General features: G+C 74.0%; 22 protein-coding genes. 14 read left to right on the forward strand and 8 right to left on the reverse strand.

Going from position 1 to position 20,943, the window contains the following annotated elements; all coding sequences use genetic code 11:
- Positions 1 to 184 precede the first annotated feature (184 nt).
- The 3 genes from ACFVFS_RS26305 to ACFVFS_RS26315 are packed head-to-tail and all read left to right on the forward strand — an operon-like array spanning position 185 to position 1,654.
- Positions 185 to 325, forward strand: a complete 141-nt coding sequence (locus ACFVFS_RS26305; RefSeq protein ID WP_380627163.1) for a hypothetical protein — start codon at positions 185 to 187, stop codon at positions 323 to 325.
- Positions 326 to 359: 34 nt separating this feature from the next.
- The gene (locus ACFVFS_RS26310) at positions 360 to 1,283 is read left to right on the forward strand and encodes an aminoglycoside phosphotransferase family protein (protein WP_380627185.1); all 924 of its coding nucleotides are present in this window, start codon (positions 360 to 362) and stop codon (positions 1,281 to 1,283) included.
- A complete protein-coding gene (locus ACFVFS_RS26315) occupies positions 1,280 to 1,654 on the forward strand; it encodes a VOC family protein (RefSeq protein ID WP_380627164.1) in 375 nt (124 codons plus the stop codon). Before ACFVFS_RS26310 ends, ACFVFS_RS26315 begins: the two co-directional genes overlap by 4 nt.
- 25 nt (positions 1,655 to 1,679) lie before the next feature.
- Here ACFVFS_RS26315 and ACFVFS_RS26320 read toward each other — a convergent pair whose 3' ends face one another.
- From ACFVFS_RS26320 to ACFVFS_RS26340, 5 genes are all read right to left on the reverse strand, one after another.
- Entirely contained in the window at positions 1,680 to 2,663 is a 984-nt protein-coding gene (locus ACFVFS_RS26320; RefSeq protein ID WP_380627165.1) for an ABC transporter permease, read from the reverse strand.
- Positions 2,660 to 3,541, reverse strand: coding sequence for an ABC transporter ATP-binding protein (locus ACFVFS_RS26325; RefSeq protein ID WP_380627166.1), 882 nt, complete (start codon positions 3,539 to 3,541; stop codon positions 2,660 to 2,662). Before ACFVFS_RS26325 ends, ACFVFS_RS26320 begins: the two co-directional genes overlap by 4 nt.
- A gap of 29 nt (positions 3,542 to 3,570) precedes the next feature.
- Positions 3,571 to 3,972 carry a GntR family transcriptional regulator gene (locus ACFVFS_RS26330; protein ID WP_380627167.1) on the reverse strand — a complete coding sequence of 134 codons (402 nt, stop codon included), beginning with the start codon at positions 3,970 to 3,972 and terminating at the stop codon, positions 3,571 to 3,573.
- Between the two features lie 97 nt (positions 3,973 to 4,069).
- Positions 4,070 to 4,786: an MOSC domain-containing protein gene (locus ACFVFS_RS26335; protein WP_380627168.1), complete on the reverse strand. Its 717-nt coding sequence runs from the start codon at positions 4,784 to 4,786 to the stop codon at positions 4,070 to 4,072.
- A 78-nt stretch (positions 4,787 to 4,864) separates the two neighbouring features.
- A complete protein-coding gene (locus ACFVFS_RS26340) occupies positions 4,865 to 5,605 on the reverse strand; it encodes a cyclase family protein (protein WP_380627169.1) in 741 nt (246 codons plus the stop codon).
- Between the two features lie 67 nt (positions 5,606 to 5,672).
- On the opposite strand from ACFVFS_RS26340, the gene ACFVFS_RS26345 reads away from it, so the two are divergent.
- The 6 genes from ACFVFS_RS26345 (at position 5,673) to ACFVFS_RS26370 (ending at position 11,710) form a co-directional block, all read left to right on the forward strand.
- Positions 5,673 to 6,398, forward strand: a complete 726-nt coding sequence (locus tag ACFVFS_RS26345) for a UbiX family flavin prenyltransferase (RefSeq protein ID WP_380627171.1) — start codon at positions 5,673 to 5,675, stop codon at positions 6,396 to 6,398.
- A gap of 129 nt (positions 6,399 to 6,527) precedes the next feature.
- The gene (locus tag ACFVFS_RS26350; protein WP_380627172.1) at positions 6,528 to 6,989 is read left to right on the forward strand and encodes an Lrp/AsnC family transcriptional regulator; all 462 of its coding nucleotides are present in this window, start codon (positions 6,528 to 6,530) and stop codon (positions 6,987 to 6,989) included.
- A 56-nt stretch (positions 6,990 to 7,045) separates the two neighbouring features.
- Positions 7,046 to 8,008: a threonine/serine dehydratase gene (locus ACFVFS_RS26355; RefSeq protein ID WP_380627173.1), complete on the forward strand. Its 963-nt coding sequence runs from the start codon at positions 7,046 to 7,048 to the stop codon at positions 8,006 to 8,008.
- Positions 8,009 to 8,100: 92 nt separating this feature from the next.
- Positions 8,101 to 9,264 (forward strand): aminofutalosine synthase MqnE, encoded by a 1,164-nt coding sequence (mqnE, locus tag ACFVFS_RS26360; RefSeq protein ID WP_380627174.1) that lies wholly within the window; start codon positions 8,101 to 8,103, stop codon positions 9,262 to 9,264.
- A 148-nt stretch (positions 9,265 to 9,412) separates the two neighbouring features.
- The gene (locus ACFVFS_RS26365; protein WP_380627175.1) at positions 9,413 to 10,603 is read left to right on the forward strand and encodes a L,D-transpeptidase family protein; all 1,191 of its coding nucleotides are present in this window, start codon (positions 9,413 to 9,415) and stop codon (positions 10,601 to 10,603) included.
- Between the two features lie 162 nt (positions 10,604 to 10,765).
- A complete protein-coding gene (locus ACFVFS_RS26370; RefSeq protein ID WP_380627176.1) occupies positions 10,766 to 11,710 on the forward strand; it encodes a beta-ketoacyl-ACP synthase III in 945 nt (314 codons plus the stop codon).
- 292 nt (positions 11,711 to 12,002) lie between these two features.
- Here the strand turns inward: ACFVFS_RS26370 and ACFVFS_RS26375 are convergent, their stop codons facing one another.
- Positions 12,003 to 12,650, reverse strand: coding sequence for a TetR family transcriptional regulator (locus tag ACFVFS_RS26375; RefSeq protein WP_266311629.1), 648 nt, complete (start codon positions 12,648 to 12,650; stop codon positions 12,003 to 12,005).
- Between the two features lie 457 nt (positions 12,651 to 13,107).
- Here ACFVFS_RS26375 and ACFVFS_RS26380 point away from each other — a divergent pair, with 457 nt between their 5' ends.
- Positions 13,108 to 15,465: a serine/threonine-protein kinase gene (locus ACFVFS_RS26380; RefSeq protein WP_380627186.1), complete on the forward strand. Its 2,358-nt coding sequence runs from the start codon at positions 13,108 to 13,110 to the stop codon at positions 15,463 to 15,465.
- A 63-nt stretch (positions 15,466 to 15,528) separates the two neighbouring features.
- Here ACFVFS_RS26380 and galE read toward each other — a convergent pair whose 3' ends face one another.
- On the reverse strand, positions 15,529 to 16,536 hold the full coding sequence (gene galE, locus ACFVFS_RS26385) for a UDP-glucose 4-epimerase GalE (protein WP_380627177.1): 1,008 nt from the start codon (positions 16,534 to 16,536) through the stop codon (positions 15,529 to 15,531).
- A 305-nt stretch (positions 16,537 to 16,841) separates the two neighbouring features.
- Between galE and ACFVFS_RS26390 the strand changes: the two genes are divergently transcribed.
- Positions 16,842 to 17,900, forward strand: coding sequence for a S1C family serine protease (locus ACFVFS_RS26390; RefSeq protein ID WP_380627188.1), 1,059 nt, complete (start codon positions 16,842 to 16,844; stop codon positions 17,898 to 17,900).
- Between the two features lie 117 nt (positions 17,901 to 18,017).
- On the opposite strand, the gene ACFVFS_RS26395 is transcribed toward ACFVFS_RS26390, so the two are convergent.
- Positions 18,018 to 19,217: a sensor histidine kinase gene (locus ACFVFS_RS26395; protein ID WP_380627178.1), complete on the reverse strand. Its 1,200-nt coding sequence runs from the start codon at positions 19,215 to 19,217 to the stop codon at positions 18,018 to 18,020.
- 334 nt (positions 19,218 to 19,551) lie between these two features.
- On the opposite strand from ACFVFS_RS26395, the gene ACFVFS_RS26400 reads away from it, so the two are divergent.
- The 3 genes from ACFVFS_RS26400 to ACFVFS_RS26410 form a co-directional block, all read left to right on the forward strand.
- Positions 19,552 to 19,968: an NADH-quinone oxidoreductase subunit A gene (locus ACFVFS_RS26400; RefSeq protein ID WP_380627179.1), complete on the forward strand. Its 417-nt coding sequence runs from the start codon at positions 19,552 to 19,554 to the stop codon at positions 19,966 to 19,968.
- Positions 19,959 to 20,648, forward strand: coding sequence for an NADH-quinone oxidoreductase subunit B (locus ACFVFS_RS26405; protein ID WP_380627180.1), 690 nt, complete (start codon positions 19,959 to 19,961; stop codon positions 20,646 to 20,648). Before ACFVFS_RS26400 ends, ACFVFS_RS26405 begins: the two co-directional genes overlap by 10 nt.
- The coding region (locus tag ACFVFS_RS26410) for an NADH-quinone oxidoreductase subunit C (RefSeq protein WP_380627181.1) at positions 20,645 to 20,943 on the forward strand (299 nt) is incomplete at its 3' end. The genes ACFVFS_RS26405 and ACFVFS_RS26410, both read left to right, overlap by 4 nt.

Genomic DNA, 20,943 nt, shown 5'->3' on the forward strand with positions numbered 1-20,943 from the left:
GCCGCCCAGCGCGCGTTCGACCTCGTGCTCACCCACTGCGGGGACTTTCCCGGCGTCCACTACCTCGCCCTGGCGGCCGAGGGCGCCGCACGGGTGAGCGCGCTCACGGCCGCCGTCGCCGCCCGCTGGCCGGAGCACCCGCCCTACGGCGGACGGATTCGAGGAGGTCGTCCCGCACCTGCCGGTGGCCTACCGCGACGAGCCAGGGCTCGTCGGGGCCGGCCTCGCGCCGCACCTGCCGCTCGCCGCCCGGGCCGGGGCCGTCCGGCTGCTGGTCTTCGACGGTGCGCGCTGGGTCCGGCGCGCCGACTTCCCGCTGGGCTGAAAACCCTTCGACAGCGGGGCGCCGGCGCGCTGGACTGTCGGGTGTGACCTCGGAGTCCCTGGTGATCGACACCGCGCTGGTACGGCGGCTGCTCGTGGAGCAGTTCCCGCAGTGGGCCGGGCTGCCCTTGCGGCGGGTGGAGCCCGGGGGCTCGGACCATGTGATCCACCGGCTCGGGGACGAACTGGCCGTCCGGCTGCCGCGCGGGGCATGGGCGGCCGGGCAGGCGGAGAAGGAGGCGCGCCTGCTGCCCCGGCTCGCGCCGCACCTGCCGCTGGCGGTGCCGGCGCCGCTGGCCGTCGGCGAGCCCGCGCACGGCTACCCGTGGCACTGGTCGGTCGCCCGCTGGCTGCCCGGCGGGACGCCCGCCGGCCCCGCCGGGCTCGCCGACCTGCCCGCCGACGCGGTCCGCCTCGCCGGGTTCCTGGCCGCGCTCCGGGCGCTTCCGACGGTCCCCGGCCTCGCTCCGGGGGCGCACAACGACCACCTGGGCGCCCCGCTGGCCGGTCGTGACGCCGGAACCCGGGCGCAGATCGCGGCGGCCGGGGGCGCGTTCGACGCCCGCGCGCTCACCGCGCTCTGGGACGCCGCGGTGCGCGCCCCCGTCCACCGCGGTCCACCGGTCTGGTTCCACGGCGACCTGCACACCGGGAACCTGCTCGCCGTCGACGGGCGGCTCACCGCCGTCATCGACTTCGGCGGTCTCGGCGTCGGCGATCCGGCCTGCGACCTGGTCGTCGCCTGGACCCTGCTGGACGCCCCCGCCCGGGCCGCCTTCCGCGCGGTCCTCGGCGTCGACGACGCCGCCTGGCTGCGCGGCCGAGGCTGGGCCCTCACCACCGGCCTCAACGCGTACACCCACTACGCCGCCACCCACCCCCGGATCGCCCGCGCGACCCGCCACCAGATCGAGGCGGCGCTCTCCGGGCCGCACCATCCCCCGAAGGAGCCCCGATGATCGGCCAGTTGGAGTGCGTCGTCCTGGACTGCCCGGAGCCGGCCGTGCTGGCCCGGTTCTACGCCGGGCTGCTCGGCGGCGAGGTGGACCGGCCGGACCCGCGCTGGTCGCTGCACCCCGACTGGTCCACCCTGCACACCCCCGCAGGCCTGGTGCTCTGCTTCCAGCGGGTCGCCGACCACCGCCCGCCCCGCTGGGGCGACCCTGCGAGCCCCCAGCAGGTCCACCTCGACGTCCACGTCCCCGACCTGGCCACCGCCGAGCCCGCCGTCCTCGCCCTCGGCGCCACCCTCCTCCACGACGCCGGCCGCTGGCGCATCTACGCCGACCCGGCCGGCCACCCGATCTGCCTCCTCCCGGCCCGCCACTGAGCGTTCGGGGACACCGGCCCGGGCCTCAGGAGATGCGGCGGACCCGGCGGATGGCGAGGGTGATCAGCAGGGCGGTCAGGGCGAGGAAGATCCCGGTCTCGATGGTCTGGAAGGTCCAGAAGCGGTCGGCCGGCTGGTACTCCTGCCAGTTGCTGTACGGGCCGGGGCCGTAGCCGTCCCGGTCGATGCCGGCCAGGCACTGGGCGACGCGCTCGGCGCCGCCGCAGCTGATCCGGGCGTCGGGGATGACGATGGCGCCGGTGCCGTTGCGGACGCCCTCCTGGTAGACCCAGGAGCCGGCGAAGCGGTTGGCCATCTCCGTACCCTCAACCGCGTAGGCGAGCGTCTTGGCCGGCAGGAAGGCGGGGCGGGCGATGAGTTCGACGACGGCCCGGACCGCGATGAACGCGGCGAGCGAGATGCCCATCGCGGGCATCACCCGGCGGCTGAGCGTGCCGGCCAGGATACCGAGCGCGACCGCGAACAGCGTGTAGCCGATCGGCACGATGCCCTGGACGTCGAAGACCAGGACGCGGAAGCGGCCGAGGCCGTTGGCGGCGAGCGGCCCGAGCCACCAGGCGGCGCCGAGCGCGTAGCCGACGGACAGCACCAGCGCGACCGCGCCGACCAGGCCGAACTTGGTGAGGATCCAGTGCCGGCGGCTGATGCCCTGGGTCCAGACCAGCCGGTGGGTGCCGTTCTCGACCTCCCGGGCGACCAGCGGGGCGCCGAGGAAGATCCCGGCCAGGACCGGCAGCAGGACGAGGAGGATGGCCAGGTAGGCGGTCGATTCGTACTTGCTCTTGAAGCGCTGGCTCAGCGCCTCGCAGCCGCCGCCGTCGACGAGTTCGGCGTGGCCGAGCGCGCGCAGGCAGTCGCCGAGGCCGGAGTCCTCGAAGGACGAGCGCATGGCCAGTCCGGTGGGCACCATGACGGCGGCGAGCACGACGAGTGCCACGGTCGTCCACAGGGCCTGCCTGCGATGCTGGCGCCAGGTCAGCCAGATCACGCCGTCACCTCCGCCGGGGATTCGGCGCCGAGGTGGGCGAGCACGAGGTCCTCCAAGGTGACCTCGTGCACGGCCCAGCGGCTCTCGTCCACCGGGCCGTCGGTGCGCACCAGCAGGGTGGACTGTCGTTCGGTGTGGCTGGCCCGGATCACCGAGGCCACGCCGGGGACGGCGGCGCCGTCGGGGAGCCGGGGGCCGATCAGCCGGCGGTGCCCGGCGAGCAACTCCTCCACCGGGGCGGCGAGGTGGACGCGGGAGGTGTGCAGCAGCACCAGGTGGTCGCAGACCCGTTCGAGGTCGGCGAGCAGGTGGGAGGAGAGCAGGACGGTGGTGCCGTACTCGCCGACGGCGCCCATCAGGGCCTGCATGAACTCGTGCCGGGCGAGCGGGTCCAGTGCCGCCACCGGCTCGTCGAGCAGCAGCAGCCGGGGCCGCTTGGCGAGCGCCAGCGCGAGGGCGACCTGGGCGCGCTGTCCGCCGGAGAGCCTGCCGACGGGCTTGTCGGCCGGGATGCCGAGCCGGCCCAGCCGGTCGCGGGCGATGGCGGCGTCCCAGCCCTGACGGTTGAGCCGTCCGCCCATGGTGATCAGCTCGGCGGCGGTGAAGTCGGGGTAGAGCGGGGTGTCCTGGGCGACGAAGCCGATGTCGGCCAGGGCGGCGCGGTCGTGGCGCGGATCGCGTCCGAAGACGCGGGCCCACCCGGTGTCGGGCTGGAGCAGGCCGACGGCGAGGTGGAGCAGGGTGGACTTGCCGGCGCCGTTGGGGCCGACCAGGGCGGCGATCCGTCCGGCGGGCAGTTCCAGCGAGCAGTCCCGGAGGGCCCAGGAGCGCCCGTAGCGCTTCCCCAACCCCTCCGTGTGCAGAGCGACTTCCGTCATGTGTTTCCCCCAGATGGCTGTTGGACCGGTCAGGTCCCGTTGGCGGGCGGCCGGTCGGGCGTGGCCCGCAGGGTGGTGTCGACGAGCGCGGCGATGTCCTCGCGGGCGAGTCCGGCGGCCTGCGCCCTTCCCAGCCAGGCCACCAGCTCCTCGCGCAGTTCGGCCTGGTGGGCCAGGGATGGCCCGGCCAGGGTGCGGACCAGGAAGGTCCCCACCCCGGGCCGGCCCTCGGCGAGCCCTTCCAACTCCAGTTCCCGGTAGGCCTTGAGCACGGTGTTGGGGTTGATCGCCAGGGCCTGGGCCACGTCCCGCACCTTGGGCAGCCGGTCCCCCGGTTGCGCCAGTCCGACCCGCAGCGCCTGCTTCACCTGCAGGACCAGCTGCATGTACGTGGCCACGCGTGAGCGGCCGTCGAGCACGAACTCGATCACCAGTTGTTCTCCTGTCTTAAGACAGTAAGACAGGATAGGCGTGGGTCAGTCAAGTAGTGAAGTGGCAAGTGGAATTGACGGTGGCCCTGGAGGAGTGTCAGACCAGCGCCAGGGTGTCCCCGACCGCGAGCCGGCCGGGGGCGGCGACCTCGGCGAGGGCGTCCAGGCGCGAGTCGTGGAACTGCGCGAGGGCCTTGAGGATCTCCGGGGCGTGCGGCAGTCCGGGCTGGGCGGCGGTGGTCATCGCGCAGCGCTCGCTGGAGCGGACGAAGGAGAGCCGGGCGCCGGAGCGCGCGGAGCCCTGCGCCTGGCGGCCGAACCAGTCGTCCTCGACGAACGGCGGGGTGCCCGGCGGGGTGCGCAGCAGGACGTTCGGACGGAACCGGCGGACGTCCACCACGGCGGACGGCGCGGCCTCGGCGACCCAGTCCAGGGTGGCGGTGGTGAGCACGCTGACCGGCAGCTGGTCGAAGTGCGAGACGGCGTCCTCGCGGGCGAGCTCGACGTCGTCGCGCTGCAGGTAGGCGCGGAGGAACGCGGTCGGGTCGATGACCGGCCGGCCGAGCGGGTCGAACAGCTCGGGGCCGTCGAGCCGGTGGCCGAGCCGGGCGGAGAGGCGGAGCAGGCCGTCCATCCGCCGGAACCGGCGGGTGTTCTTGCCGGAGCCGAGCTTGCCGCCGCCGTCGCGCACGGCGTAGAGGCGATCGCCCGCGAGCCCGCGGTCGTCCACCTCGACGGAGTCGAGCCGCTCGCCGCCGGTGGACTTCACGGGGTAGCGCCAGAGCTGCTCGACGACTCCGATGATCTCTGCCATGGCCGGACAGCGTACCGCCGCCCGCCGATGATGGTCTAGACCAAGTGACCGGTGTGGCAAGGGGGTCGCCCCGGCGGCTCACCCCAGCCGGGCGACCGCCCGCACCGGGGCCCCGTCCGCGGCCACCAGCCGCAGCGGGAAGAGCGACACCTCGACCGGCCGGCCGGCCTCCTGCGCCGCCAGCAGCGGCCGCAGATCGGTCAGGTTCTCCGCGATCACCCCGCCGCCCGGCGCCCCGAGCAGCACCCGGTGGGCCGCCAGCGTCGGCTCCTCGGCGGCCGGCCGGTCGTGCTCGTCGGTGAGGTCGGCGAGCAGCGCGGCGACCGCCGGATCGCCCGGGCCGGGGTCGGGCGTCGGGTCGACGCTGAGCGCGTCCACCCCGACCGTGCGCACCCCGGCGGCGACGATCGCCTCGGCGGCCCGCACGGTCAGGCTCGGGTGGGCGAGGTACGCGTCGGTGCCCCAGTGCCGGGTCCAGCCGGTGGCGATCAGCAGGACGGTGCCCTCGCCGGCCCGCTCCAGCGCGGGGGCGAGCTGCTCGGCGGTGATCGCGGCGCGTGGCTCGAGTCCGCGCAGGTCGGCGACGACCGCCGAGCCGGTGAACCGCTCCAGCGGCAGGCCGTCCAGCGTCGGCCAGGTGACGTCGACGTGGTACGGCGCGTCCACGTGGGTGCCGGACTGCGAGCCGAGGTGCAGGGCGAGCACGTTCACCCCCGCGGTGGCGGTGGTGAGGGCGGGCTCCAGGAGGACGGCCGGATCGCCGGGGTAGACCGGCATCGCGGTGGTCACCTGGTGGGTGAGATCGACGAGGGTGGCCATGCCGCCCATCCTCCCAGGGCGGGCCGGGGCGGAGTGAGGGGCGGAGTGGGGATAGAAAGTAACCACTATGGAAAAGCCTGAACAGCCCGTCCGCCGTCCCTGGGTCGTGGGGGTCTCCGGCGCGTCCGGCACCCCGTACGCCGCCGCGGTGATCCGCGCCCTCCTCGCCGCGGGCGAGCCGGTCGACCTGGTGGTCAGCCGCGCGGCCCGGCTGACGATCCTCGACGAGACCGGCATCGCCTTCCGGGACGCGCACTGGCGCACCGACCTGGCCGCCTGGCTGGGGTTCGCCGCGAACGGGTCGGCGAACGGGGCGGCGAACGGGTCGACGGGCGCCGCGGCGGACGGGTCCGCGGACGGGCTGGAGGACGTCCGGTACTGGCCGGCGGGGGACTTCGCGGCGGGCCCGTCCAGCGGCTCGTACCCCGCCAAGGGGATGCTGGTGGTACCGGCGACCACCGGAGCGGTGGCCGGGATCGCGCTCGGACTCAGCAAGGACCTGCTCCAGCGGGTGGCGAGCGTCACCCTCAAGGAGCGGCGTCCGCTGGTCGTCTGCGTCCGCGAGACACCACTCAACGGGGTGACGTTGAAGCACTTGGTGGAGCTGGACGCGCAGGGCGCGGTCGTGCTCCCCGCCTCGCCCGGGTTCTACGCGGGCGGCTCCACCGTCGGCGAGCTGGTCGGATTCGTCGCCGGACGGGTGCTGGACGCGGTCGGCGTGCCGCACACGCTGTACCGCCGCTGGGAGGGTGAGTTGGGCGCGGCGGCGCGCGCGGCCGAACGGTCGGCCTGAGGGGGAGTGAGATACCGCAGGACGGGAGAGTATGTTCTCTGCGATATCCGGGTTGGTCCGAGCACGGCGCCTTTGAATCCGGATAATGATCTGTGGGTCTGGTGAGGTTCGGAAGGACGCGGACGGTATATGGACACGGTGGACAGACAGCTCATCCAGGCGCTGCGGGAGAACGGCCGCGCCTCCTACGCCGAGTTGGGCCGCCTGGTCGGCCTCTCCGGCCCGAGCGTCACGGACCGCATCAACCGGCTGGAGCAGGCCGGTGTGATCACCGGCTACCGGGCGACGGTCAACCCGGCCTCGCTCGGTTTCGGGGTCACGGCCCTGATCGGTCTCCAGCTGACCGACGCGGCCGACCACGAGGACGTCGCGTTCCGGCTGAAGGACCTCGGCGAGGTCGAGGACTGCTGGTTCATCGCCGGTGACGACTCGTACATGCTCAAGGTCCGGGTGCCGGACGTCGAGGGCCTGGAGTCGGTGGTGAAGCGGATCTCGGGCACGAAGGGTGTGGCTCGCACCCGGACGACCGTCGTACTCTCCACGAAGTGGGAGAGCCGGGTCAGCGAGCTGCCGCTCGCCGAGGCCGACTGACGCGACGGGCGACGCACACCGGCGACGCCGCGAGTGGAGCACGGGGGAGTGGCGGCATGGCACTGGTCGGTCTGGAGGAACTGCACGCGGCCCGGGAGCGGATCGCGGGCGTCGCGGTGCGCACCCCGCTGGTCCCCGCCCCCTGGGCGGCGGACGGCGGGCGCCGGCTCTGGCTCAAGCCGGAGAACCTCCAGCCGACCGGCGCGTTCAAGGCCCGCGGGGCGTACAACCGGCTCGCCGCGCTGAGCGGCGAGGAGCGCGCCCGCGGCGTGGTCGCCCAGTCCAGCGGCAACCACGCGCAGGCGGTGGCGTACGCCGCGGGGCTGCTCGGGATCAAGGCCGTGATCGTGATGCCGGACACCTCCCCGGCGGTCAAGGTCGACGCCACCCGGTCCTTCGGCGCCGAGGTGCTGCTGGTCGCGCCGGAGGAGCGGGACACCGTGCCCGCCGAGCTGGCCGAGCGGCACGACTACGTCTGGGTGCCGCCGTACGACGACCCGTTCATCATCGCGGGCCAGGGCACGGTCGGCCTGGAGATCGCCGAGGACGCCCCGGCGGAGCTGGACACCGTGCTCGTCCCGGTCAGCGGCGGCGGGCTGATCGGCGGCACGGCGGCCGCGCTCAAGCTGACCCGGCCGGGCGTCCGGGTGGTCGGCGTCGAACCCGAGCTGGCCGCCGACGCCCGGGCCAGCCTGCTGGCCGGCGAGCGGATCACCTGGCCGGTCGCCGACACCTACCGGACGATCGCCGACGGCCTGCGCACCCCCTCGGTGGGCGTGCTGCCGTTCGAGCACCTCACCGCCTACGTGGACGACATCGTCACCGTCACCGAGGACGAGATCCGCGCCACGGTGGCCCTGCTGGCCCGGCGCGGGCGGCTGGTGGCCGAGCCCTCCGGCGCGGTCGCCCCGGCCGCGTACTTCCACCGGGCCGCCGAACTCGGTGGGCGGGCCGTGGCGGCCGTGGTGAGCGGCGGCAACATCGAGCCGGCGCTGCTGGCGGAACTGCTCGCCGGCTGACCCGCCCGGGGGCGGCTGCCCGCGAACCGCCCCAGGCGGGGGCGTACGCTCGTTCCGGCAAGGATTCGAAGTCGGAGGAGGCGGGGCACCGCATGGACGCAGGGCTCAAGCGCGAGCTGGAGGCGAAGGTCTACGCGGGTGAGCGGCTGACCCGGGAGGACGGGATCGCGCTCTACGAGAGCGACGACCTGGCCTGGCTGGGGGGCCTCGCCCACCACGTGCGGACGCGGAAGAACGGCGACGTCGTCCACTTCAACGTCAACCGCCACCTCAACATGACCAATGTGTGCAACGCGTCCTGCGCGTACTGCTCGTTCCAGCGCAAGCCGGGCGAGAAGGACGCCTACACGATGCGCATCGAGGAGGCCGTCCGGCTCGCCAAGGCGATGGAGGTCGACTCCCTCACCGAGCTGCACATCGTCAACGGCCTGCACCCCACCCTGCCGTGGCGCTACTACCCGCGCTCGCTGCGGGAGCTGAAGGCGGCGCTGCCGAACGTCTCGCTCAAGGCCTTCACCGCCACCGAGATCCACTGGTTCGAGCGGATCAGCGGCCTGCCCGCCGACGAGATCCTCGACGAGCTGATCGACGCCGGCCTGGAGTCGCTGACCGGCGGCGGCGCGGAGATCTTCGACTGGGAGGTCCGCCAGCACATCGTCGACCACGACACCCACTGGGAGGACTGGTCGCGGATCCACCGGCTCGCCCACAGCAAGGGCCTCAAGACGCCGGCCACCATGCTGTACGGCCACATCGAGGAGCCCCGCCACCGGGTGGACCACGTGCTGCGGCTGCGCGAGCTGCAGGACGAGACCGGCGGCTTCCAGGTCTTCATCCCGCTGCGCTACCAGCACGACTTCCACGACTCCAAGGACGGCGTGGTGCGCAACAAGCTGATGGCGCGCACCGAGATGGCCACCGGCGCCGAGGCGCTGAAGACCTTCGCGGTCTCCCGGCTGCTGTTCGACAACGTCCCGCACGTCAAGGTCTTCTGGGTGATGCACGGCGTCACCACCGCCCAGCTGGCGCTCAGCCACGGCGCGGACGACATGGACGGCTCGGTGGTCGAGTACAAGATCACCCACGACGCGGACAACTTCGGCACCCCGAACAAGCTGGGCCGCGATGACCTGCTCGGTCTGATCCGGGACGCCGGCTTCCGCCCGGTGGAGCGCAACACCCGCTACGAGATCATCCGCGAGTACGAGGGCCCCGACCTGAACCGCCGGGAGACCCCGCAGGCGATGCGCCTCTGACCGGCCTCCGAGCACGGCCGCCGGCCACGGGACGCCGGCCACGAGCCGCCGCCCGGGCCCTTCCTGGGCCCGGGCGGCGGCTTCTTCACGGGGCCCGCACAGGACCCCGGCTTTCGCAACCCGTCCTCCGTTTGGCAGGATCGGGCACATGTCCGGTTACCGTCGCACCTCCCCGTACCCGTCGTACGAGCCGGTGCACGAGGTGCCGCAGCACTCGTACGAGGCCCACCAGCAGCCCTACGGCGCACCGCAGCAGCCGTACGGCGGCCACCGCGAGGACGACGGCCCGCTGTACGAGGGGCAGGACCCCGGGTACGGCTACCGGAGCCTGGCCGAGCACGACGTCTACGACCAGCCGTTCCAGGCGCACCCCGTCGAACCGGAGTTCCGGCCGGAGCCGGAGCCGGCCCCGCTCCCGGGGCAGCGGCGCGCCGCCGGTGCGCCGGCCGGCGGCCGCGCGGCCGCCCGGGGCCACCGGCGCAAGGCCAAGAAGAAGCGCACCGGCCGGGTCGCCGTGGCCGGTACCGCCCTGCTGCTGGCGGCCGCCGCCGGCTGGTACACCGTCGGGGAGGACGCCGCCAAGCCCGGTGTGACCACCGCCGACGGCCCCGGCCCGGAGGGCGCCGGCGCCGCGCGGCCGGCGGCCGACCAGGCCTCGCCGACCGCCGCCCCGGCCGCCCAGGCCGCCGTCGACCGGCAGACCGCGACCCCCGCCGCGGGCCGCAGCGAGGCCCGCGCCGACGGTTCGGTCGAGGCGATCCCGGGCCTCGGCCCCGGCTTCGCCGGCCGGATACCCGCCGACACCAACCAGGTGGTGGTGGCCACCGGCGAGGGCAAGGACGCCAACCGGACCAGCGTCGCGCTGTGGACCCGCACCCCCGAGGGCCGCTGGCTGAACGGCGAGACCTGGCAGGGCCACAACGCCTTCAAGGGCTGGACCACCGATCACAACGAGGGCGATCTGCGCAGCCCGATCGGCGTCTTCTCACTGACCGACGCCGGCGGCCGCAAGGCCGACCCGGGCAGCCGGCTGCCCTACGACAAGGACGCGAACTTCGTGGTCTCCGGGACGGGCTTCGCCGGCGAGCAGCTGGCCGGCTCCTTCGACTACGTCGTCGCGATCGACTACAACCGGGTGCCCGGCAACTCGCCGCTGGACCCGCGCCGCCCGAACGGCTCGACCAAGGGCGGCGGGATCTGGATCCACGTCGACCACGGCGGTCCGACGCACGGCTGCGTGTCCATCCCGGAGGAGAAGATGGCCCAGCTGATCCGCACCCTGGACCCGGGCGCCCGCCCGGTGATCGTGATGGGCGACGCGGCCTCGCTGGCGGCCTGAGCGGCCCGCCGGGCCGGAGGATTTTCCCGAGTGCCTCCTCGGCGCGGGTCGCGCGACCCGTCTGCCGCAACGGCCCTTGTCGGTCTCCTACAGCTTCCCGGCACGGATCCTGTAGCCGGTCGCGACCCGCTGACCAGCGGGTAACCGGGTTGAGTGGGCAGTATGAGCGGTTCGCGCATCGTGGCACTCGGCCACTACCAGCCCCCCAAGGTCCTCACCAACGACGACCTGGCGAAGCTGGTCGACACCGACGACGAGTGGATCCGCAGCCGGGTGGGCATCCGGACGCGGCACATCGCGGAGGGCGAGACCGTCGTCGACCTCGCCGCCGAGGCGGCGCAGAAGGCGCTGGCCAACAGCGGCCGGTCGGCGTCCGAGGTCGACCTGGTCGTGGTCGCCACCTGTACCGCGGTGGAGCGCAGCCCCAATACGGCCGCCGCCGTCGCGGCCCGGCTCGGGGTGCGCTCGCCGGCCGCCTACGACATCAACACGGTCTGCTCGGGCTTCTCCTACGCGCTGGCCACCGCCGACCACGCGATCCGGGCCGGCGCGGCCCGGACGGCGCTGGTGATCGGCGCGGAGCGGATGTCGGACACCCTCGACTGGACCGACCGGTCGACCTGCGTGATCTTCGGCGACGGCGCCGGCGCGGCGCTGGTCGAGGCCCAGGAGGAGGGCGCCGAGCCGGGGATCGGGCCGGTGGTCTGGGGCTCGGAGCCGGAGAAGGGCGACGCCGTGGTGATCACCGGCTGGGATCCGGTGATCAGCCAGCAGGGCCAGTCGGTGTTCCGCTGGGCGACCACCCAGATCGCCCCGCTGGCCCGGCAGGCCTGCGAGCGGGCCGGGATCGACCCGTCCGAGCTGAAGGGCTTCGTGCCGCACCAGGCCAATCTGCGGATCATCGACGCGATCGCGTCCCGGCTCGGCGTCACCGACGCGGTGGTGGCCCGGGACGTCGTGGAGTCCGGCAACACCTCGGCGGCCTCCGTCCCGCTGGCCTTCTCCAAGCTGGTCGAGCGCGGCGAGCTGTCGCCCGGCGACCCGGTGCTGCTGTTCGGCTTCGGCGGCGGCCTGGCGTACGCCGGACAGGTCGTCCGCTGCCCCTGAGGCCGCGCTGAGGCCGCGCTGATACCGCGCTGAGGCCGGGCTGAGGCCCGCCCGGAAGCCTCCTGGGAGCCTCCTGGGAGCCCGGAGGCCCTCCTGGGGCCCTCGGCCCCGTCCGGCTCCCGCCGACACGCCTGTGGGCGGTCACCCGTCGAGGGTGACCGCCCACAGGCGTGTCGTGGCGCGCTGCGGACCGCCGGCGGACCTCCCCCGAGGACACGGCCGCCGTCCGTCGTACCCCGGACAGGAGGCCGGGGCGCGCGCGAAGCGGAAGGTGGGGTCGAAGCGGATCGGTCTACTTGGGCGCCTTCTTGCCGGTGACGCCCAGGTACACCAGGGGAGCGAGGTTGGGCTTGAGGTCCTTGACCTTGACGCCCCAGGAGGTGAAGGCCTTCTGGTGCTCGGCCGCCGAGGCGAGCAGCGAGACCAGCGACCCGGCGACGGCGGCCGGATCCAGCGACTTGTCGGCCTGGCCCTTCGCCTGGAGTTCCTTGACGGCCTCCGTGAGCGGCTTGGCGACCGCGTTGAGGACGGTCATGCGGATCTTGAAGAACCGCTTGTCCCCTTCTGCGGCACCGAGCGTGACCACGCGGAGAATGGCGTCGTTCTTGCGCCAGAAGGCGAGGAATCCGTCGACCAGTTCTTCCGAAGTGGCCGTGCCGGACTTCCCTGCCCAGGACTTTCCGGCCACCAGCTCTTTGAGCGTGTCGGCGTCCTTGGCCATTTCCTCGGCGATTTCGAGGACGGCGCCCTCGACATCCGGGAAGTACTGGTAGAAGGTCGCGGGGGAGGTACCCGCCATACGGGCGACGTCGATGACCTTGACGTCCCGATAGGGCGACGTGCTGAGCATCTCGCGGAGGCAGTCGAGCAGCTTCTGCCGCGTCTCCTGTCCGCGTCGCCCGGCGACGCGACCGTCGACGGTGCGAACTTGTCCTGTCATGCCGTCAGCTTACCGTGGCCCGATCTTGGCGCGATTCGGTGATGTGACAATTACTCCGCACGGGGGTTGGTATAGCCGCTCAGGGCCCTTCGGACGGATATTCATCGGCCTCTGCGGGTCCCCTTGACGCCCCCCCGTGCACCGGCGACGCCACAGGGTGACGAAGCCTTCGCTGAGGGGTTATCGAGTAACGGAGCGTAACCATCGGATCGGTGGTGTGACCTGCCCCTCTCGGCACTCCCGGGCGTGTCGGGTGCAAGTCCGAGCCGGAGCGGACGTCAGATTCCGGCCGTTCCGGAGCCACTGACCGGCCAGTGGACCCGCCCGCCGGGCGGACACCGCTCTGGGCGGGGGAGGTTGGAGATGGGCCGGGCGGCATTGGAGAATCGGGTCCGGCACCACGCGGTGGGTGCGCGGCACCACGCGGGCGGTGCTCAAGACGGGGAGGTGGCAGCGGGTGGACCAGCTGACGGCGCACGATCCGAGGCGGATCGGGCCCTTCGAGGTGCTGGGGCGGCTCGGGGCGGGCGGCATGGGCCTGGTCTACCTGGCGCGGTCGGCGTCCGGCCGGCGGGTGGCGATCAAGACCGTCCGGGGGGAACTGGCCGAGGACGAGCTGTTCCGGGTCCGCTTCGCGCGGGAGATCGCGGCCGCCAAGACGGTCGGCGGCTTCTACACGGCGGCCGTGGTCGACGCCGACGCCGACGCCCGGGTGCCCTGGCTGGCCACCGCGTACGTCCCGGCGCCGTCCCTGGAGGACCTGGTCACCGAGTGCGGGCCGCTGCCGGTCGGGGCGGTGCGCTGGCTGGTGGCCGGCATCGCCGAGGCCCTGCAGTCCATCCACGCGGCCGGGCTGGTCCACCGCGACCTCAAGCCCTCCAACGTCCTGGTCGTCGAGGACGGCCCCCGGGTGATCGACTTCGGCATCGCCGCCGGGGTCTCCAGCACCCGGCTCACGATGACCAACGTCGCGGTCGGCACCCCGGCGTACATGTCGCCGGAGCAGGCCAGGGACAGCCGGGGCGTCACCGGCGCCAGCGACGTCTTCTCGCTCGGGTCGCTGCTGGTCTTCTGCGCCACCGGCCACCCGCCGTACCGCGGCGCCAACCCGGTGGAGACGGTCTTCCAGCTGCTGCGCGACCAGCCCGACCTCTCCGGCCTGCCGGCGGAGCTGGCCGACCTGGTGCGCGCCTGCATGCGGCCGTCGCCCGAGCACCGGCCGACCCCGGAGCAGATCCAGGTCGAGCTGGCCCCGCACCTGTTCTCCCGGGACGACGCCTCCGGTGAGGCCGGGGACTGGCTGCCGCCCGACGCGCTCGCCCTCATCGAGGCCAAGCGGGGCCGTCGCCAGCCGCCGCCCGCCGCCCCGCCCCAGCACGCCCCGTCCCCGCACGTGCCGCCGCAGTCCGTGCCGCACCACCCGCCGCACCCGCCCGCCCCGCAGCCGCACCCGGGCCAGGACGACCCGCGCACCCGGGCGGTCGCCGGGCACGCCGGGCCGGTGCACCACGCGCCGCCGGGACCGGACACCGAGGCGGCCACCGAGAAGCTGGCCGCCCCCAGCCGGCACCGCCGGCCGGTCGTCGAGGAGGGCGACGAGGTGCGGCTGCCCGGTGCCTCGGTCCGGATAGGGCCGGGGCCGCGCGCCGAGCAGGCCGGCCCGGGCGCGCCGCCCGCCGAGACCGACTGGGTCCGGCGGATCACCCCGCCCCCGGCCCCCGCCGCCCGCTGGCGCCCCTGGCGGTTCCGGATGTCCAACGAGGTCTGGGGCACCCCGGTGGTCGCCGACGGGACCCTGTTCGTCTCCAGCTTCGAGGTGCACGCCCTGGACATCGCGTCCGGGCAGCGCCGCTACAAGACCCGGGACGTCGCCTGGGCGCTCGCCGTCGACGCCGGCCGGGTGCACGCGGCCGACGGCCCGCACCTGTACACGGTGGACGTCGCGGACGGCACCGAGCGCTGGCGGCACTCGCTGGACGGCTGGGTGTACTCGCTGGACGCGGCCGACGGGGTGCTCTGCTGCGGCGTGCGGGGCGGCGGCGTCCAGCTGCGCTCGGCCGCCACCGGCGCGGAGCTCTGGCGCGCCGACGACGCCCAGCAGGAGTTCGAGAACCCGCAGTCCGGCCCCGCCCTGGTGGGCGGCGCGGCGTACTACTACGGCGGCCGGCGGCTGCACTGCGTGGACCCGCGCGGCTCCGGCCTGCGCTGGTCGGTCGCGGTCGGCGAGGACGTGCCCTCCCGCCCGGTCGAGCGCTCCGGGGTGCTGTACGTGACGGCCGGCACCCGGGTGTACGCGCTGGACGCGGCGAGCGGCGCCGAGCGCTGGCGGTTCGAGGCCCCGGCGGTGCTGTTCACCCCTCCGTCGCTGGACGCCGACGCGGTCTACGTCGTCGACTACCTGGGCATCGTCTACGCGCTGGACGCGGCCACCGGCCGGGACCGCTGGCGGGCGGCGACCGGCAGCCGGCAGGGCGCCGAGCCGGTGGTGGTCGGGGACGGCATGGTGCTGGTCGGCAGCGGCGAGGTGCTGTACGCGTTCGAGGCGGGCAGCGGCCGGGAGCGCTGGCGGTACACCGCGCGCGGCGAGATCGTCGGCTCCCCGGCGGTCGCCGACGGGCTGGTCCACCTCGGCAGCCGGGACCACTCGCTGCACACCGTGGACCTGGCCAGCGGCCGGCTGCGCTGGGAGCTGGGCACCAAGGGCGAGCTGACCGGCTCGCCGGTGGCGGTCGGCGGGAAGGTCTTCGTCGGCAGCAAGGACCGCTGCGTCTACGCGCTGGACGCCTTCTACGGCACGGCGGTGCCCTCGCACTGAGGCACTGAGGCACTGAGGTGTTGCGGCCCGGCAGGCCGGGCCCGGCGGGCCGGGACGGGCCCGTCAGGCCGGGCGGCGGGCCCCGGGGCGGCGGGCGCCGGGATGGCGGGCGCACCAGCCCTCCCAGGCCGAGGCCACCATCTCCTCGACCCCGTGCCGGGCGGTCCAGTCCAGCTCGCGGTGGATCAGCTCCGCCGAGGCGACCACCCGGGCCGGGTCGCCGGGGCGGCGCGGGGTGATCTCGGGGGTGGTGTCGTACCCCGTGACCTCGCCGATCACGTCCAGCATCTCCCGGACGCTGACGCCCTCGCCGCGCCCGATGTTCAGGGTCAGCCCGGTCCGCCCGGCCGGATCGGCGGCCAGCCGGCGGGTCGCCGCGACGTGCGCCGAGGCGATGTCGGCGACGTGGATGAAGTCGCGGACGCAGGTGCCGTCCGGGGTCGGGTAGTCGGCGCCGAAGACCAGCGGCGCCCGGCCGGCGGTGAGCCGCTCGAAGACCATCGGGATCAGGTTGTGGACGCCCGCGTCGGCGAGGTCCGGCGAGGCGGCCCCGGCCACGTTGAAGTAGCGCAGCGAGACGGTGGACAGGCCGTGGGCCCGGCCGGCCGAGGCGACCAGCCACTCGCCCGCCAGCTTGGTCTCCCCGTACGGGTTCATCGGCGCGCAGGGGGCCGACTCGGTGACCAGGTCCACGTCCGGCATGCCGTAGACGGCGGCGGAGGAGGAGAACAGGAAGCGCCGGACCCCGGCGTCGACGGCCGCCTCCAGCACGTTCTGCAGGCCGGTGAGGTTCTCCCGGTAGTAGTGGAACGGGCGCTCGACCGACTCGCCGACCTGCTTCTTGGCGGCGAAGTGCAGCACGCCGCGCACCCCGTGCCCGCGCAGCGCCGCGTCGACGGCCGCCCGGTCCAGGGTGGAGCCGACGATCAGCGGGACGCCCTCCGGCAGCCGGGCCCCGGGCGCGGCCGTGCTGAGGTCGTCCAGCACCACGACCCGCTCGCCCGCCGCCACCAGCTGCCGCACCACGTGCCCGCCGATGTATCCGGCACCACCGGTGACCAACCAAGTCATGGCCGAGATCCTAGGCCCTGCGCGTCGAACTCCCGCCTGCCGGGCGACGCTGCGGGCGGACGACGGGAGTCCGAAGCCAGGCCCGGGCCCTGCGCGTCGAAGCAGAAGATTCGGACATATCGGTGAAATGCTGACAAAGATCTCTGCGTCGCGTCCGAGCGGCCCGTCGTGGCCGCGCGCTGAGGAATCCGGAGGCCGTCACGGTGAACCGCAAGAAGGAGCCCACCCGACCGAATCCGGCCGGACCGCGGCCGACCGGGCCCGGGACGTCCGGTGGGCGGCCGCTCGCGCCGGGAGCCGTCGCGGTGCTGGCCGCGCTCGTACTGGCCGGGTGCAGCAGCGGGGCGTCCCCGGACTCCTCGTCGGCGGAGAACGGCTCCCAGGCCGTCTCGGCGACGGCCAGTGGCAGCCCCACCGCCCAGCCGGGCGGCGGCAACCAGCTCCAGTCCGACTACCAGCGGGTGATCAAGGACGTGCTGCCCTCGGTGGTGCAGATCACCACCGCGAGCGGCCTCGGCTCCGGGATCGTCTACGACGACAAGGGCGACATCGTCACCAACGCCCACGTGGTCGGCACCGCGACCACCTTCACCGTCACCCTGGCCGGCAGCACCAAGCCGCTGGACGCCGCGCTGGTCGCCAGCTACCCGGACTCCGACCTCGCGGTGATCAAGCTGAGCAGCACGCCGGACGGCCTCAAGCCGGCCTCCTTCGGCGACTCCACCAAGGTCGAGCTGGGCCAGATCACCCTCGCCATGGGCAGCCCGCTCGGGCTCTCCAGCAGCGTCACCCAGGGCATCGTCTCGGCCACCGGCCGGACGGTCACCGAGCCGTCCACCCAGGGCTCGCCGGGCGCTGTCATCGGCAACATGGTGCAGACTTCGGCCGCGATCAACCCCGGCAACAGCGGCGGCGCGCTGGTCAACCTGTCCAGCCAGGTGATCGGCATCAACACGCTGGCGGCCACCGAGCCGGAGGCCAACGGGGCCGCCGCCCCGGGCATCGGCTTCGCCATCCCGGCGTCCACCGTGACCAGCATCGCCGACCAGCTGATCAAGGACGGCAAGGTCGGCAACTCCGGCCGGGCCGCCCTCGGCATCACCGCCCGGACCTTCTTCGACCAGAACTTCCGCCCGGCCGGCGCCGTGGTGGTCGCCGTCGCGGCGGGCGGCCCGGCCGACTCGGCGGGCCTCCAGGTCGGGGACGTGATCACCCGGATCGGCGACACCGCGGTCGACTCGCTGAACTCGCTCACCACCGCGCTGGCCTCGCTCGCGCCGGGCAGCAAGGTGACCGTCGCCTACACCCGGGACGGTCAGAGCAGGACCGCCGACGTCACCCTCGGCACCCTTGAGACGCCCTGACCCCACCAGCCCCCGGACGGCGGGCACCCCGCACAACCGCGCAAGGGTTCCGCGGGGCCGTCCGCCGTCCGGGATCTCCGCCGTCAGGGTCTCCGCCGTCCGGGACCGGGGGCGCCGTCAGCGGCGGGCGGCGCGGGTCCGCCAGGGGAGCTCGACGGTCACCGTGGTCGGCCCGCCGTCCGGGCTCTCCACCAGGAACACCCCGTCCACCGCGCGGATCCGCTCGGCCAGGCCGCCCAGGCCGCTGCCCGGGTAGGGGGCCGCGCCGCCCTTGCCGTTGTCCTGGACCAGCAGCATCAGCTGGTCGTCGGCCCGCCAGACGTCCACCGTGGCGGAGCGGGCGCCCGAGTGCTTGGAGATGTTGGTCAGCAGCTCGCTGACCGTGAAGTAGGCGATGCCCTCCACCGCCGAGTCCGGCCGGTCGGTGCTGCCGTCCCGGGCCTTCAGGTCGACGTTCACCTTGACCCCCTCCGGCACCGTGCAGCGTGCCGCCACCGAGGAGAGCGCCGCGTCCAGGCCGCGGTCGGTGAGCACCGCCGGGTGGATGCCCCGGGCCAGGTCGCGCAGCTCCTGCAGGGCCAGCTTCACCTCGCCGTGGGCGTTGTCGACCATCTTCGCGGCGGCCGCCACGTCGTCCGGCGTCTCGGTCTCCCGCAGCCGCTCCTTGGCCATGCCGAGGTCCATCGCCAGCGCCACCAGCCGGGCCTGGGCGCCGTCGTGCAGGTCGCGCTCGATCCGGCGCAGGTCGGCGGCGGCGGTGTCGACCACGGTGCCGCGGTCGTCCTCCAGCTCGCGGACCCGCTCGGACAGGGCGCCCGGGTAGAGCAGGGTCTCCACCAGCATCCGGTCCACCTCCGACTGGGCGCGGATCGCCCACGGCAGGAGCGGCCAGCCGACCAGCACGAAGACCGTGGTCAGCGCGAAGCTCAGCACGCCCCAGGGCAGCATCAGCACGTTGTAGAGGGCCGAGCGCCAGGAGAGCGCGTCGGTCAGGTGGGCGATCGCGTAGCCGGTGATGCCCGGCCGGCGGCGCTGCACCGGCTCCGGCTCGTGCACCTCGGAGCCGTACAGCGCCCGGGCCCGGCGGCGGGCGAAGCCGCTCATCGACCGGCAGCCGGCCAGGCCGGCGGCCAGCAGCGGCAGGCCGACCACGGTGATCGACAGGGCCAGGCCGATCGACAGGGTCGCGACCGTGAAGAGGAAGCCGGCGATGCCGAGCGGCAGGTTCAGCATCAGCCGGCCGGCCTGCCGCCACATCCGGGCGCCGTACAGCGAGGTGTGCTCGGCGCCCCCGGCCGTGCGGTCCGTTCGCTTCATCTCGGTCTACCGTCCTTTTCCGGTCGAGCTTTGCCCCCCTAGCTTGGCCGGTCGGGGGCGGGTGGGGCCATGGGGGTGATACGTCTCCCCGGCCGGGGGTTATCCCCACCCCGGGGCGCCGCCGGCCGGCGTTGCCCGCCGGTGTCCGCGGGGTGACGCCGCGGGGCGCCGGGTGTCCACCGGTTGTCCATCGGGTGTCTTGCGGAGCGGGCAGGATGCGGGGCACCGGTGCCGTGCACTTAGACTCACGCACTGGCGATGGTTATGAGCGTGTAAAGGAACGTCGTAGAGCCGCCCCCGAGGGCGGGTTCCGCGGCCGATGTGGAGGCGAGGCATGGTGGGGCAGCGGGCGGCTTCGGTCGCGGCCGACCCGGCGGCCGGCAGCGGCTACTTCGACGCGTACGCCGCGATCGGCCTGCTCGCCGTCGTCGGCGTGCTCTTCGTGACGGTGGCGTTCACCGCGAACCGCCTGCTGCGGCCGGTGGTGTACTCGCCGGAGAAGCTCCTCGCCTACGAGTGCGGCGTGGACCCGGTGGGGGAGGACTGGGCGCACACCCAGGTCCGCTACTACGTCTACGCCTTCCTGTACGTGATCTTCGCGGTCGACGCGATCTACCTGTTCCCGTGGGCGACCGTCTTCGCCTCCGCCGGGTACGGGGCCGGAACGCTGGTGGAGATGTTCGTCTTCATCGGCTTCCTCGCGGTCGGACTGCTCTACGCCTGGAAGAAGGGCGTTCTGGAATGGACGTGACGCACACCCACTCGCACGGGCACGGCGCCTCCGGCGGCCCGGTTCCACTGGGCGTGCCGGACCCGTCGAGCCCCGGTGCCGCCGTCGAGCGGCGCGGCATCGGTCCGCTGGCCCGGCTGGCGCCGGACCCGGTGAAGGTCGTCCTCAACTGGGGGCGGCGCTACAGCCTGTGGTGCTTCAACTTCGGCCTGGCCTGCTGCGCGATCGAGTTCATCGCGGCGTCGATGGCCAAGCACGACTTCATCCGGATGGGTGTCATCCCGTTCGCGCCGGGCCCCCGGCAGGCCGATCTGATGATCGTCTCGGGGACGGTGACCGACAAGATGGCGCCCGCCGTCAAGCGCCTCTACGAGCAGATGCCCGAGCCGAAGTACGTCATCTCCTTCGGCGCCTGCTCCAACTCCGGCGGGCCCTACTGGGACTCCTACTCCGTGACCAAGGGCGTCGACCAGATCATCCCGGTCGACGTCTACGTGCCCGGCTGCCCGCCCCGCCCGGAGGCGCTGCTCCAGGGCATCCTCAAGCTCCAGGAGAAGATCGCCGCCGAGTCGCTGCCCGGCCGCTACACCGCGCCCGCGGCGGCGCTGCGGCGTCCGCCGGTGCCCGGGCCCGCTGCCGCGGGTTCCACCGGTGCGGCCGGTGCGGCCGGTTCCGGTTCCGTCGAGGGAGGGGTCTCGTGACCACGGCCGAGCAGTACGCGGCGTCGGTCGGGGAGTGGGCGACCGGCGCCGAGGCGTACGGGCTGATCACCGTCGACGTGCCGGCGGAGCACTGGACCGAGGCGCTCACCGCGGCCCGGGACACGCTGGGCCTCACCTTCTTCGACTGGCTCAGCGCCGTCGACGAGCTCGCCGAGGGCTTCTCGGTGGTCGCCCACCTCGCCGCCGTCGACGCCCCGGGCGTGCGCCACCTGGCGCTGCGCACCCGGGTGCCGCGCGGCGCGGCCGTGCTGCCGACCGCCGTCCCCGTGTACGC

It is taken from the genome of Kitasatospora sp. NPDC057692, assembly GCF_042799475.1.
GTDB lineage: Bacteria > Actinomycetota > Actinomycetes > Streptomycetales > Streptomycetaceae > Kitasatospora.

Excerpts from the sequence above, each read along its gene's own strand:
- ACFVFS_RS26315 (WP_380627164.1), top strand. The coding sequence starts at position 1,280 with ATGATCGGCCAGTTGGAGTGCGTCGTCCTGGACTGCCCGGAGCCGGCC.
- ACFVFS_RS26345 (WP_380627171.1), top strand. The coding sequence starts at position 5,673 with ATGGAAAAGCCTGAACAGCCCGTCCGCCGTCCCTGGGTCGTGGGGGTC.
- ACFVFS_RS26350 (WP_380627172.1), top strand. The coding sequence starts at position 6,528 with ATGGACACGGTGGACAGACAGCTCATCCAGGCGCTGCGGGAGAACGGC.
- ACFVFS_RS26340 (WP_380627169.1), bottom strand. The coding sequence starts at position 5,605 with ATGGCCACCCTCGTCGATCTCACCCACCAGGTGACCACCGCGATGCCG.
- ACFVFS_RS26370 (WP_380627176.1), top strand. The coding sequence starts at position 10,766 with ATGAGCGGTTCGCGCATCGTGGCACTCGGCCACTACCAGCCCCCCAAG.
- galE (WP_380627177.1), bottom strand. The coding sequence starts at position 16,536 with ATGACTTGGTTGGTCACCGGTGGTGCCGGATACATCGGCGGGCACGTG.
- ACFVFS_RS26355 (WP_380627173.1), top strand. The coding sequence starts at position 7,046 with ATGGCACTGGTCGGTCTGGAGGAACTGCACGCGGCCCGGGAGCGGATC.
- ACFVFS_RS26395 (WP_380627178.1), bottom strand. The coding sequence starts at position 19,217 with ATGAAGCGAACGGACCGCACGGCCGGGGGCGCCGAGCACACCTCGCTG.
- ACFVFS_RS26375 (WP_266311629.1), bottom strand. The coding sequence starts at position 12,650 with ATGACAGGACAAGTTCGCACCGTCGACGGTCGCGTCGCCGGGCGACGC.
- ACFVFS_RS26325 (WP_380627166.1), bottom strand. The coding sequence starts at position 3,541 with ATGACGGAAGTCGCTCTGCACACGGAGGGGTTGGGGAAGCGCTACGGG.
- ACFVFS_RS26400 (WP_380627179.1), top strand. The coding sequence starts at position 19,552 with ATGGTGGGGCAGCGGGCGGCTTCGGTCGCGGCCGACCCGGCGGCCGGC.
- ACFVFS_RS26335 (WP_380627168.1), bottom strand. The coding sequence starts at position 4,786 with ATGGCAGAGATCATCGGAGTCGTCGAGCAGCTCTGGCGCTACCCCGTG.
- ACFVFS_RS26405 (WP_380627180.1), top strand. The coding sequence starts at position 19,959 with ATGGACGTGACGCACACCCACTCGCACGGGCACGGCGCCTCCGGCGGC.
- ACFVFS_RS26365 (WP_380627175.1), top strand. The coding sequence starts at position 9,413 with ATGTCCGGTTACCGTCGCACCTCCCCGTACCCGTCGTACGAGCCGGTG.
- mqnE (WP_380627174.1), top strand. The coding sequence starts at position 8,101 with ATGGACGCAGGGCTCAAGCGCGAGCTGGAGGCGAAGGTCTACGCGGGT.